The organism is Streptomyces sp. NPDC006208 (assembly GCF_040613775.1).
GTDB lineage: Bacteria > Actinomycetota > Actinomycetes > Streptomycetales > Streptomycetaceae > Streptomyces.
The window spans coordinates 79,629-92,350 of sequence record NZ_JBEXSW010000002.1 but is presented as its reverse complement, the minus strand read 5'-3'; the positions used below and the strand labels follow the sequence as shown (position 1 = coordinate 92,350).

At 71.5% G+C, this 12,722-nt stretch carries 9 protein-coding genes; 3 read left to right on the top strand and 6 right to left on the bottom strand.

All coding sequences use genetic code 11. The annotated features are described in order from the left end of the window. Positions 1-3: 3 nt before the first annotated feature. Positions 4-480 carry an ATP-binding protein gene (locus tag ABZ208_RS01740; RefSeq protein ID WP_356907579.1) on the bottom strand — a complete coding sequence of 159 codons (477 nt, stop codon included), beginning with the start codon at positions 478-480 and terminating at the stop codon, positions 4-6. A 286-nt stretch (positions 481-766) separates the two neighbouring features. On the opposite strand from ABZ208_RS01740, the gene ABZ208_RS01735 reads away from it, so the two are divergent. Further along, on the top strand, positions 767-1,537 hold the full coding sequence (locus ABZ208_RS01735) for an enoyl-CoA hydratase/isomerase family protein (protein ID WP_356907578.1): 771 nt from the start codon (positions 767-769) through the stop codon (positions 1,535-1,537). A 36-nt stretch (positions 1,538-1,573) separates the two neighbouring features. Here ABZ208_RS01735 and ABZ208_RS01730 read toward each other — a convergent pair whose 3' ends face one another. Continuing rightward, complete coding sequence (locus tag ABZ208_RS01730) at positions 1,574-2,209, bottom strand: DJ-1/PfpI family protein (protein ID WP_356907577.1); 636 nt, start codon at positions 2,207-2,209, stop codon at positions 1,574-1,576. Between the two features lie 80 nt (positions 2,210-2,289). After that, positions 2,290-3,255, bottom strand: coding sequence for a GlxA family transcriptional regulator (locus ABZ208_RS01725; protein ID WP_356907576.1), 966 nt, complete (start codon positions 3,253-3,255; stop codon positions 2,290-2,292). Positions 3,256-3,366: 111 nt separating this feature from the next. Between ABZ208_RS01725 and ABZ208_RS01720 the strand changes: the two genes are divergently transcribed. Both ABZ208_RS01720 and ABZ208_RS01715 read left to right on the top strand, forming a co-directional pair. Next, on the top strand, positions 3,367-4,224 hold the full coding sequence (locus ABZ208_RS01720; RefSeq protein ID WP_356907575.1) for a hypothetical protein: 858 nt from the start codon (positions 3,367-3,369) through the stop codon (positions 4,222-4,224). A gap of 399 nt (positions 4,225-4,623) precedes the next feature. Then, on the top strand, positions 4,624-7,005 hold the full coding sequence (locus ABZ208_RS01715) for a Tex family protein (protein ID WP_356907574.1): 2,382 nt from the start codon (positions 4,624-4,626) through the stop codon (positions 7,003-7,005). A 286-nt stretch (positions 7,006-7,291) separates the two neighbouring features. On the opposite strand, the gene ABZ208_RS01710 is transcribed toward ABZ208_RS01715, so the two are convergent. The 3 genes from ABZ208_RS01710 to ABZ208_RS01700 form a co-directional block, all read right to left on the bottom strand. Continuing rightward, positions 7,292-8,929: an ABC-F family ATP-binding cassette domain-containing protein gene (locus ABZ208_RS01710; RefSeq protein ID WP_356907573.1), complete on the bottom strand. Its 1,638-nt coding sequence runs from the start codon at positions 8,927-8,929 to the stop codon at positions 7,292-7,294. A 379-nt stretch (positions 8,930-9,308) separates the two neighbouring features. Next, positions 9,309-10,337 (bottom strand): oxidoreductase, encoded by a 1,029-nt coding sequence (locus ABZ208_RS01705; protein ID WP_356907572.1) that lies wholly within the window; start codon positions 10,335-10,337, stop codon positions 9,309-9,311. Positions 10,338-10,968: 631 nt separating this feature from the next. Then, positions 10,969-12,696, bottom strand: coding sequence for a BCCT family transporter (locus ABZ208_RS01700; protein ID WP_356907741.1), 1,728 nt, complete (start codon positions 12,694-12,696; stop codon positions 10,969-10,971). Positions 12,697-12,722: the final 26 nt, after the last annotated feature.

Below are 12,722 nucleotides of genomic sequence, written 5' to 3'. Positions count from 1 at the left end.
CGGTCAGATCGGCGCCGCGCCGCTGCTGTGCACCGGAGCGAGCGGCAGCTCGGCCCAGATGATCTTGCCGCCGCTCGCGGTGTGCTCGACGTCGCAGCTGCCGCCGGACTCGCGGGTGATCTCGCGGACGAGCAGCAGGCCCCGCCCGCCCGTCTGGGCGTAGTCGGTCTCGAGCGCCTTGGGCCGGTAGGGGTGGTTGTCCGCCACGGACACCCGCACCCAGTGCGCGCCGATGGCCACCTCGACGGCGACCTCGGGCGAGAGCAGGGCCGCATGCTTCACGGCGTTGGTGACCAGCTCGGAGACGATCACCAGCAACCCCTGGACGAGATCGTCATGCATCGGTACCCGCTGCCGGCCGATCAGATCTCGTACGGCGTGGCGTGCCTGCGGAACGGAGACGTCGACCGCCGGGGCGGTGAAACGCCAGACGCCCTCGTACGACAGCGGCCTGGCCGGCACGCTCCCGCGGCTCTCCATAGTCCGGCACCCACCCTCGGCTCGTCGGCCACTGGCCCGTGCCACTGACCTTCGAGTAACAAGTGTTGGCAGTCGGTTGGTCCGTACCGAACCGCTGATCAGAAGTCAGCGCCTATCGACGCCTTCTGAGCGGACATGCGTGACAGCGTCAGTCGTGCAGCTGATTTTGATCTCCTTCTGTCCGCTTTGCCGTATCGATCGTTTTTTCCGCTCGTAGAGGCTCCCCTGGTGCTCGCCGTACCCCTCCTTGATCGTTGGTCCGGCCCTGGCGGATAGCATCCGGCGCATGGAGCCCTCCGCGCCGACCACGCCTTCCGAGCCGCAGCTGACGCACACCGTCGAGAACGGTGTCGCCACGGTGGTGATCAGCAATCCCGCCAAGCGCAATGCGATGACCGCCGGCATGTGGTCGTCACTGCCCGGGCTGCTCGACGAGTTGGCGGCCGATCCCTCGGTGCGGGTGCTGGTGCTGACCGGTTCGGGCGACACGTTCTGCGCGGGCGCCGACATCTCCTCGCTGCGTGGCCCCGGCGAGGACCCGCAGGCGCTGGCGGTGGGCGCCGAGGAGGCGCTGGCCGCGTTCCCGAAGCCGACGCTGGCCGTCGTACGCGGCTACTGCGTCGGCGGCGGAAGCCAGCTCGCCGCCGCCTGCGATCTGCGGTTCGCGGCCGAGGGCGCGCTGTTCGGCGTGACGCCGGCGAAGCTCGGCATCGTCTATCCGGCGGCCTCCACCCGGCGGCTGGCCGCGCTGGTGGGGCCGGCCACCGCCAAGTATCTGCTCTTCTCCGGTGAGTTGATCGATGCGGAGCGGGCGCTGCGCACCGGGCTGGTGGACGAGGTGCTGCCGGCCCCGGAGCTCGGCAAGCGGGCCGCGGAGTTCACCCGGATCCTCACCACGCGGTCGCAGCTCACCCAGTGCGCGGCAAAGGAGTTCGCGGCGGGGCGCACCGACCGGGACGCGTACTGGACGGAACAGGCGCGCGGCAGCGGCGACACCGCGGAGGGGGTCGCCGCCTTCCTGGAACGGCGTACGCCGCGCTTCGAGTGGTCCGTGTGATCTCGCGGAGAGCGGTCCTTGTGAGGCCGCGTCCGGTCAGCTCGTGACCCTTCCCGCCTGCGTACGCCACTTGGAGACGATCTCGGCGGGCGCCTTGTCCGGCGAGCCGGCGTCGTACGGCGGCTGCGGGTCGTACTCGGTCAGCAGCTGAACCGTCTGGGCGACCTCGTCGCCGCCGATGCGGCCGAGCAGGTGCAGCGCCATGTCGATCCCGGACGAGACCCCCGCGGCCGTGACGTACTTGCCGTCGAAGACGACACGCTCCCCCGTCGGCTCGGCACCGAGCGGCACGAGGTCGTCCAGGGCCAGCCAGTGCGAGGTGGCGCGGCGCCCCTTGAGCAGCCCGGCACCGCCGAGCACCAGCGACCCCGTGCACACGGATGTGGTCCAGGTGCTGGTGGCATCGGCCGCGCGGAGCCAGTCGAGCAAGGTTTCGTCGTGCATCGCCTGGCGTGCGCCGGGGCCGCCGGGGACCAGGACGATGTCCGGGGCCTGCACTTCGGCGATGGTGCGCTCGGCGACGAGGCTGAGGCTGCCCTGGTCGTTGGGTACCGGGCCGGCCCGATCGGCGACGAAGACCGTCTCGGCGCCGGGCAGCCGGGCCAGCAGCTCGTAGGGTCCGACGGCGTCGAGCGAGGTGAAGCGGTCGTAGAGCAGGATCGCGATCTGCATGGTTCCTCTTTCGATCGATGTCACCGGGATCGGTGTCAGTGGGACCGGTGTCAGTGGGACCGGTGTCAGTGGGACCGGCGTCAGTTGACGGGTGCGCGGAATCGGCGGCGGTACTCGGCGGGCGCGGCGCCGAGGACTTTGACGAAGGCGCGGCGCATCGCCTCGGGCGTGCCGTAACCGGAGGCGCGTGAGACCTCTTCGACGCCGTGGCCGGTCTCCTCCAGCAGACGCCGGGCGTGCTGGAGCCGCACGCGTTCGACATAGCGACCCGGTGTCATGCCGGTCTCCGCCTGGAAGGCACGGGCGAAGTGACGCGGCGAGAGCCGGGCGCGCTGCGCGAGCGCGTCGACCGAGAGATCGCCGGCGGGGTGCTCGGTGATCCAGTGCTGCACCTCGCGCAGCGGTTCGCGCTGTGCGGTCTGGGCCGCCAGCTGCGCGCTGAACTGTGCCTGGTTGCCCGGGCGGCGCAGAAAGACGACGAGATGGCGGGCGACGGTGAGGGCCGTGTCCCGGCCCAGGTCCTCCTCGACCAGGGCGAGGGCAAGGTCGATTCCCGCGGTGACTCCGGCGGATGTGGCGATCTTCCCGTCGCGTACGAAGATCGGGTCCGCATCGACCTCGACGGCGGGGTGCGCGCGGGCCAGATGGTCGCAGAACGCCCAGTGGGTGGTGGCACGGCAGCCGTCAAGCAGCCCGGCCGCGGCGAGCAGCGCGGCCCCGGTGCACACGGACACGATCCGTTCGGCGTCGTCGGCGTGCTCGCGCAGCCAGTCGACGAGCCGAGGGTCCGGGGTTCTGGTGCCGCGACCACCCGGGACGAGCAGGGTGTGAGGCACCTCGGCGTCGGTCAGCGAGCAGTCGGGCACGAGGGTGAGTCCGCTGTGCGTACGGACGGGCGACCCGTCGGGTGATGCGGTACGGATCGGGTAGGCGCCGGGATCGCCGACGGCCTGGCCCGCTCCCGCGAACACCTCCACGGGGCCGGTCACGTCCAGGCTCTGCACGCCGTCGAAGAGGACGACGAGCAGGGGGCGTCGCTGTGTCATGCCCTCCATGCTTGACGCTGCCGGTCATGGCCGCAATGACGAGAACCCCACCTTTCCTGCCATCACGCACCTTGGGTTCCGAACGTACCAACCAGTCGGTAACCTGCACCCATGACCTCTCTGCCACCGCGCGCGGGACGCCGCTGCCACAACGTCATCAACCCGATGCACTCGACGGTCTACTTCTCCCCGGACCTGGCCGCGGAGCTCGGCCGCCTGGGGATCGAGGACGTGAGCGCCGGGTACTTCGTGACCCGCGCGGCCGCGATGGGCGCCGTCGGGCCCGGTGCGGTGGCCGCGACCTTCTACAACTTCAATCCCGAGCTGATCGCCCGGCATCTGCCGGCGGTCTGGGCCACGGCCGCGCCCGAAGCCGTGCTGGAGGCGCGGCTCCGGGCCGTCGACGCCACGCTGCGCAGGCTGCTGGGTGAGGAGGTCCTCGCCTCCAAGGAGCTCGCCGAGGCGGCGCAGCTCGCGCTGCGCGCCACCGAGGCCTGCACGCCGCACGCCCGGCCGCTGTATGCCGCGCACGCCGATCTGGCGGTGCCCGACGAGCCGCATCTCGCCTACTGGCACGCCGCGACCCTGCTGCGGGAGCACCGCGGCGACGGTCACCTCGCCGCCCTGCTGTCCGCCGGGCTCGACCCGCTGGAGGCGCTGGTGAGCCACACCGCGACCGGCAAGGGCATGTCCCCGCGCTGGATCCTCGCCAGCCGCGGCTGGCGGCGCACCGACTGGGAAGCCGCCCAGGGTCGGCTGCGCGAGCGCGGACTGCTGGACGACGCGGACGGTCTGACCGAGGCCGGCACCCGGCTGCGGGCGGAGGTGGAGGAGCACACGGACCGGATCGACCTCGCACCGTACGAGCACCTGGGCGCGGAGGGCGTGGAGCGGCTGACCGAGCTGGGGCGCAGCCTGCTGATGTCGGCGGCGGCCGCGGGCGCGTTCCCCAAGGAGGCCACGGGCTGAGCCCGGTCCGCCGGTCCCGGCGAGGCCGTCGTCGCCACCTCGGACGGCACCGATCGGCCGATGGGCCGCTGCAACGGGACGACCGACGCGCGGCGCCGGGGGCTTCGGCCCCGGTCGGTCGGCCAGGGCTCGGCCGGCGGGGACGTGCCGGGGATCGCGCGCCGGCCGCGGCGGGGGATGCGGCCTTCTTCCAGCCGGTTCCTTCCCGAGGGTCGCTTCCCGCCGGGTGCGCCGACCGGCCGCCGGGACGGGCCGGACCGCCCCTGGCGCACCCGTCCCCTCCCGGCGCGGCCGCACCGGGCGACCCGCGCACCCGTGAGGCCACGCGACACGGCACCCGGCCACCCGGCACAATGCACTCTCAAGCACAGCCAGCACGAGAAGGCGAGTCGGGGAACCGTGACGACGTCCATCGAAGGCAGGATCGCCGAGGAGCTCGGCGTACGCGAGCGGCAGGTGAAGGCGGCCGTCGAGCTGCTCGACGGCGGGTCGACCGTGCCGTTCATCGCCCGCTACCGCAAGGAAGCGACCGAGATGCTCGACGACGCGCAGCTGCGCACGCTCGAGGAACGGCTGCGCTATCTGCGGGAGCTGGAGGAGCGGCGGACCGCGATCCTCGAGTCCGTGCGTGAGCAGGGCAAGCTGACCGACGAGCTGGAGGCCCAGATCCGGGCCGCCGACACCAAGGCGCGCCTCGAGGACATCTATCTGCCCTACAAGCCCAAGCGGCGCACCAAGGCGCAGACCGCCCGCGAGGCAGGGCTCGAACCGCTGGCCGAGGGGCTGCTCGGCGATCCGTCGGTGGAGCCGCTCGCCGCAGCGGCGGCGTTCGTCGACGCCGACAAGGGCGTCGCCGACGCGGCGGCCGCCCTGGACGGTGCGCGGGCGATCCTGACGGAGCGTTTCTCCGAGGATGCCGACCTCATCGGCGAGCTGCGTGAACGGATGTGGACGCGGGGCCGTCTCGCGGCGAAGGTGCGGGACGGCAAGGAGGAGGCGGGCGCGAAGTTCGCCGACTACTTCGACTTCGCCGAGGGCTTCACCGAGCTGCCCTCGCACCGGATTCTCGCGATGTTCCGGGGCGAGAAGGAAGAGGTTCTCGACCTGGTGCTCGAGCCGGAGGAGCCGGTGGACGGGCCTTCGTCGTACGAGGGGCTCGTCGCGGCGCGCTTCGGCGTCTCGCAGCAGGGCCGGCCGGGCGACAAATGGCTCGGCGACACGGTCCGCTGGGCCTGGCGGACCCGGATCCTCGTCCACCTCGGCATCGACCTGCGGCTGCGGCTGCGCACAGCCGCGGAGGACGAGGCGGTACGGGTCTTCGCGGCGAACCTGCGCGACCTGCTGCTGGCCGCGCCGGCCGGCACGCGGGCGACGCTCGGCCTCGACCCCGGCTTCCGTACCGGTGTGAAGGTGGCCGTCGTGGACGCGACCGGCAAGGTCGTCGCCACGGACACCATCTATCCGCACGTCCCGGCGAACAAGTGGGACGAGTCGCTGGCCAAGTTGGCGCGGCTCGCCAAGGAGCACTCCGTCGAGCTGGTCGCCATCGGTAACGGCACGGCGTCCCGCGAGACCGACAAGCTCGCCGGTGAACTCATCGAGAAGCACCCGGAGCTGGGCCTCACCAGGGTGATGGTCTCGGAGGCCGGCGCCTCGGTGTACTCCGCTTCCGCTTTCGCCTCGCAGGAGCTGCCCGGTCTCGATGTGTCGCTGCGCGGCGCCGTCTCGATCGCGCGCCGGCTTCAGGACCCGCTGGCCGAGCTGGTCAAGATCGACCCGAAGTCGATCGGCGTCGGCCAGTACCAGCACGACCTGTCCGAGGTGAAACTGTCGCGCTCGCTCGACGCGGTGGTCGAGGACTGTGTGAACGGTGTCGGCGTCGACGTCAACACCGCGTCCGCGCCGCTGCTTTCGCGGGTCTCGGGCATCGGCACCGGTCTTGCCGAGAACATCGTCGCGCACCGGGACTCCAACGGTCCCTTCCGTTCCCGCAAGGCGCTCAAGGACGTGGCGCGGCTCGGGCCCAAGGCGTACGAGCAGTGCGCGGGCTTCCTGCGGATCCGCGGCGGGGACGACCCGCTGGACTCCTCGAGCGTGCACCCGGAGGCGTATCCGGTGGTGCGGCGCATGGTGAAGTCGACGGGCGGCGAGGTGGCGTCCCTGATCGGGAACACGTCGGTGCTGCGGTCGCTGAGGCCGACGGAGTTCGTGGACGAGACGTTCGGTCTGCCGACGGTGACGGACATTCTGCGGGAGCTGGAGAAGCCGGGCCGCGACCCCCGGCCCGCCTTCAAGACCGCGACCTTCAAGGAGGGCGTGGAGAAGATCGGCGACCTGGTCTCCGGAATGGTGCTGGAGGGTGTCGTCACCAATGTCGCCGCCTTCGGCGCCTTCGTGGACGTCGGTGTCCACCAGGACGGACTCGTGCACGTGTCGGCGATGTCGAAGACCTTCGTCAAGGACCCGCGTGACGTGGTCAAATCGGGCGACGTGGTCAAGGTCAAGGTGCTGGACGTCGACATCCCGCGCAAGAGGATCTCACTGACGCTGCGGCTGGACGACGAGGCGTCGGCGCAGGCGGCGGAGCCGGGCGCGCCCAGGCGGGAGCGCGGCGGCCGCCCGCCGCAACAGCGCCAGGGCGGCGGGGCCCGCGACCGGCGCGGCGGTGCGGGCGGCGGCCGTCAGGCGCAGGCCCCCGCGCCGGCCAACAGTGCGATGGCGGACGCCCTGCGCAGGGCCGGTCTCGTGGACCCGAAGAACGGCGGAGGCAGGCGGGGCTGAGCGAGCGCCACGTGCGGGCGGGCCGGGGCTTCCCCGGCCCGCCCGCACCGCTGTGTCGCATCACTGACGTTGCGGGGCCCAGTGCTCGTACGGAGCTCGGAGCCTCACGCTCTCCAGCGGGTCCGACCCGCCTCGCCGACGGGCTGCGCGGTCCTGCGGAGGCACGGAGATCGTCGGCCGGATCGGTCGTCCCGTCCGCGCCGGGGCCAGGTCCAGGTTCGGGTCCGCGTGCGGGTCCGCCAGCGGACCGGTCGACGCGTCGAGCCGGTCACCGGCTCGGGCTGCGTCAGAGCTCGGTCACCTTCCCGTCGGCCACCTCGATCCGGCGCGTGGTGCGCACGGCATCGAGCATCCGGCGGTCGTGCGTGACCAGGAGCAGTGTGCCCGTGTACGAGTCGAGAGCCGACTCCAGCTGCTCGATCGCCGGCAGGTCCAGGTGGTTGGTCGGCTCGTCCAGTACGAGCAGATTGACGCCGCGGCCCTGGAGCAGTGCGAGCGCGGCCCTGGTGCGTTCGCCCGGCGAGAGGGTGGTGGCCGGGCGCAGCACATGGGCCGCCTTCAGGCCGAACTTGGCGAGCAGCGTGCGGACCTCGGCGGGTTCGGTGTCCGGGACGGCCGCGCAGAAGGCGTCCAGCAGCGACTCCGTACCGAGGAAGAGCCCCCGCGCCTGGTCGACCTCGCCGACGAGGACGCCCGGTCCGAGCGAGGCGTCGCCGGAATCGAGCGCGATACGGCCGAGCAGCGCGCCGAGCAGGGTCGACTTGCCCGCGCCGTTCGCGCCGGTGATGGCGACCCGGTCGGCCCAGTCGATCTGCAGCGTGGCCGGGCCGAAGCTGAAGTCGCCGCGGCGGACCTCGGCCTCGCGCAGGGTGGCGACGACCGCACCCGAGCGGGGGGCCGCGGCAATCTCCATCCGCAGCTCCCACTCCTTGCGGGGCTCGTCGACCACATCGAGGCGCTCGATCATGCGCTGGGTCTGGCGGGCCTTCGCGGCCTGCTTCTCGCTGGCCTCGCTGCGGAGCTTGCGGCCGATCTTGTCGTTGTCGGTGGCCTTTCGGCGGGCGTTCTTGACGCCCTTGTCCATCCACGAGCGCTGCATGTGGGCGCGGCCTTCGAGTGCCGCCCTCTTGTCGGCGTACTCGTCGTACTCCTCACGGGCGTGCCGGCGGGCGGTCTCCCGCTCCTCCAGATAGGCCGCGTAGCCGCCGCCGTAGAGGGTGATCTCCTGCTGGGCAAGATCGAGTTCCAGGACCTTGGTGACCGTTCGGGTGAGGAACTCGCGGTCGTGGCTGACCACGACCGTGCCCGCGCGCAGGCCCTGGACGAATGTCTCCAGACGCTCGAGGCCGTCCAGATCCAGATCGTTCGTCGGCTCGTCGAGGAGGAAGACGTCGTAGCGGGACAGCAGGAGGGAGGCCAGTGAGGCGCGGGCTGCCTGGCCCCCGGAGAGCGAGGTCATCGGCTGGTCGAGACCGATCGTGAGGCCGAGCGAGCTCGCGACCTCTTCCGCCCGCTCGTCGAGGTCGGCGCCGCCGAGGTCCAGCCAGCGCTCCAGGCTGACGGCGTACGCGTCGTCCGCGCCCGGGGTGCCGTCGACCAGCCCCTGGGTGGCCTCGTCCATCGCCGCCTGGGCGGCGGCGACGCCGGTGCGCCGGGCGAGGAAGGCCCGCACGGTCTCGCCCGCGCGGCGCTCGGGCTCCTGCGGAAGGTGCCCGACGGTGGCGGTGGGCGGGGAGAGCCGCAGCTCCCCGTGCTCGGGTGCGACAAGTCCGGCGAGCAGCCGCAGCAGGGTCGACTTCCCGGCGCCGTTGACGCCGACGAGGCCGATGACATCGCCGGGCGCGACGACGAGGTCGAGCCCGGAGAAGAGCGAGCGGTCGCCGTGGCCGGCGGCGAGGTCCTTGGCGACGAGGGTTGCAGTCATCAGGGGGAGATCCTAGCCCCCGGGACGAAGTCCCAGGAGGGTGCACAGCGGCTTGCCCAGTGCCTTGCGCAGGGTGTTGCCGCAGGCCAGGACCTCGAGCACCCACGGAAAGCGTGGCACGGTCAAGCAGGCGCCGACCGCATCACAGGTGCCGGCGAGCGTTCCCGGGGCCGGCGCCGTGCAGCGGCAGGTGCGCTGCGTGGAGGCGGTCCGGCGGTAGGGGGCCCGTGCCTGCGGCGCAGCTCGTCACGCGTACGGGTGCAAAGCGGGTCCGATCCGCCTCGCCACTCATCGGCGCAAGGAGGCAGACCTCCGGTTCATCGGCGGCTGCATGCCTTCTCCTCAGCGGTCCACGGCTCGCCCGGGCCACCCGGTCTCGTCATCGCGACACGGGTGCGACCAGCACACCCCCCGTGGCGCGTGCCACGACGAAGGACTGCCCCTTGGCCGTCTTCGCGTCCAGCGGAATCAGGTGCCGGCCCGGTTCGAGCATGCCGTCGAAGAGCTGCTGGGTGTGGCTGCGGTAGAGGCGGTCCAGACGGTACGCGACCAGCTGGACGCGGCACGCGGACGTCACCTCGACCTCCGCGCCGTCCTCCGTGGCGCTCAGCCGTGTGAGCCGTCGCTGCTCCAAGGGGCTGCGGTCCAGGGCGTGTTCGATCTGGGCGACGAGGAGGGGGATGATCGGGGCGAACCCTTCCACATACGCCGCAGGGGCGGCTGCCCGCTCGAACGCCGCGCGCACCGCGGCTCGTTCGCCCTCCCCCACCCCGCGTCCGAAGGCGACGGCTCCATAGGTGCGCAGCTCCTCAGGAGGCACGGTGTCGGCGTCGTGCGCGATCTCCGCGCCGATGCCGATGGTGCGCAGCGCGGCGGCAAGCTTGGCGAGCACGTTCACGCGCGCACCGATCAGCAGCACCCGGCGGCGGCAGGGGACTTGGTCCGCGTCGCCGGGCAGCAGACGCTGCAGCGCACTGCGGTACTCCTCGCCGCGGAAGCGGAACGGGCCGATCCCTTGGTAGCCGTTGAGGTCGAGGTCAGCACTGCCGTCGGTCTGCCAGGCGAAGTCACGCCACACGATGTCGTCGCCGTCGCGCTCTATGACGGCGGTCACCGCTCCGCACTGGATGTCCTCGCACTCCGGGCAGCCGTAGATCACACAGCGGCTCCCCTCGAACGGGGCATCCGTCTCCAGCAGCAGGGTGCGCACCTGTGCGCTGAAGATCGCCGGTGGTACGTCGGCTGCCAGCGGGGAGACCGCATCGAGGTCGCAGAGCTGGAACAGCAAGGGCCGGCCGTCGACAATGAAGTCCAGGAAGTCCCGGTGCACTTGATAGCCGCCATCGGCGAGGACCCCGCCGGCCCGCATCGCCGGAGCCAGACCGAAGGTCGCGTACTCGACAGACATGTCGTGAGTATCCCCAACTGTGACGTGATCCGTGCACACGCTTCCCGGCGGGTTGCAATCCCGTGGGTCACGCTCCGACTACGGCCCGTCCACGCACGGTGATTCGGGTGACGTCATGGTCCTGGGCGGCGGGGTCATCGGGGGGGTGGGCGCCCTGTGGTGGCCGCATCTCCTGGAGCGCGCACTCTGGTCGGTGACTGATCGCTCATGTCCGGCACGTCTGCGAGGAGTTGGCCGAGTGCCCCGAGGAGACGGGGGTGCGGCTGTTCGCGGGGCCAGGCCGGGCCCGGATGGCCGCCCGCCGGCGGGGAGGCGACGGGCATGTGGACGGCCGTGCGGTGGACGCCGGTTGCGAGAGGGCACGTCCTGACTCGGCCGGCACGCCCGGCGGGCAACGTCCCCGCGACGTCCGGCCGGGTGCGGGGCACGCTGCTGCACCCGCGGAGCTGAGCCGGTCCCATCCGGTCCGATCCGGTCAGGTATTCCGGGGCGGGCGCCCGGCGCCACGACCCGGGCTCGGCCGGCCTGAGCCGGTCACAGCCGCCGCAAAGGTACTCCCGTTCCGTGCCCAGGGAAGGCGGGGCGGGACCCCCGGCACCCGAGCGGTGCGGGTCCCGTCTCTCGTGCCCGGTCATCCGGCGCCGGCCGGCGGCCGCCCCCCACCTTCGCCGCCTGCTCCGGCGCCGTCGCCCTCGCCGCCGGTTTCCTCGCCGGTACCCGGACCGATCTGGAGCTCGAAGTCGCCGTCGTAGTGGGTGTGTCCGGCGATCACCGCGGACTCCACGGCTTCCGCTCCGAGCTCCTTGCGCACGATCAGCGGATCTCTGCGCAGATCGCGCATCAGGGCGACGCACATGCCGAGCATGACGAGTACGAACGGCGCGGCGACCAGGATCGTCAGATTCTGCAGGCCCGCCAGCGCATCGCCCTTGCCGTCGCCGATCAGCAGCATGATGGCGGCGACGGCGCCGGTGAGCACACCCCAGAAGACCACGACGAGCCGGTTCGGTTCGAACGAACCTTTCTGGGAGAGCGTTCCCATCACGATCGACGCGGCGTCCGCTCCCGACACGAAGAAGATGGCGACAAGGATCATCACGAGCACACTCATCACGGTGGTGAGCGGGTACTCCCTGAGGACCGCGAAGAGCTGGCCCTCCGGCGTGGTCTCGTCACCGAGCCGCCCCTGTTCCTGCAGCTTCATCGCCGATCCGCCGAAGATCGCGAACCACAGAAGGCTGACGGTGCTGGGCACCAGGATGACGCCGCCGATGAACTGACGGATCGTACGCCCCCTGCTGATCCGGGCGATGAACATTCCGACGAAGGGGGTCCACGAGATCCACCACGCCCAGTAGAAGACCGTCCAGCTGCCCAGCCAATCGGCGACGCCCTCCCCGCCGCTCGCCTCGGTGCGGCCCGCGAGCTGCGGGAGTTCGCCGAAGTAGGCCGCGATGGACGTCGGCAGCAGATCGAGCACGATGATGGTCGGACCCGCGATGAGCACGAACAGGGCCAGCAGCAGCGCCAGCACCATGTTCGTGTTGGACAGCCACTGGATGCCCTTCTCGACACCGGACACCGCCGAAAGGACGAACGCGACGGTCAGGGTGGCGATGATGCCGACCAGCAGTCCGATACCGGCCTTCTCCATCCAGCCCAGTTCGGTGAAGCCGCTGCCGATCTGCAGAGTGCCGAGGCCGAGGGACGCGGCGGAACCGAAGAGCGTGGCGAAGATCGCGAGGATGTCGATGAAGCGGCCGACGCCGCCGTTCGCCCGTCGCTTGCCGATGAGCGGTTCGAAAACAGCACTGATGGTCTGCCGCCGCCTGCGGCGGTAGGAGCTGTAGGCGATGGCGAGTCCGACCACCGCGTAGATGGCCCAGGGGTGCAGCGTCCAGTGGAAGAGGGTGGTCGCCATGGCGGTGACCATGGCATCCGCCGAGTCGGCCGGCGCTGCGCCCGGCGGAGGGCTCGTGAAGTGCGCGAGCGGTTCACTGACTCCGTAGAACATCAGGCCGATGCCCATGCCGGCGCTGAACATCATGGCGACCCAGGAGATGGTGCGGAACTCGGGCCCTTCCTCCTCCTGCCCCAGCGTGATCCTGCCGTAGCGGCTGATGGCGAGCCAGAGCGAGAAGACCACGAAGCCGGAAGCGGCAAGCACGAACGCCCAGCCGCCGTTGTGGATCAGCCCGCCGAGCATAGCGTCGGAGACGTCCTCGAGGGTGTCCGTCGCGACGGCCCCCCACACCACGAAGGCGAGGGTGAGAACGGCCGTGACTCCGAAGACCACACGGTCGGTCGTGGGGCGCCCTGTCTCCTGCGGATGGCCGGGGAGATCTGCCGTCACCGACAGCTCTCCCCGGTCTGCCGGTTGTTGTT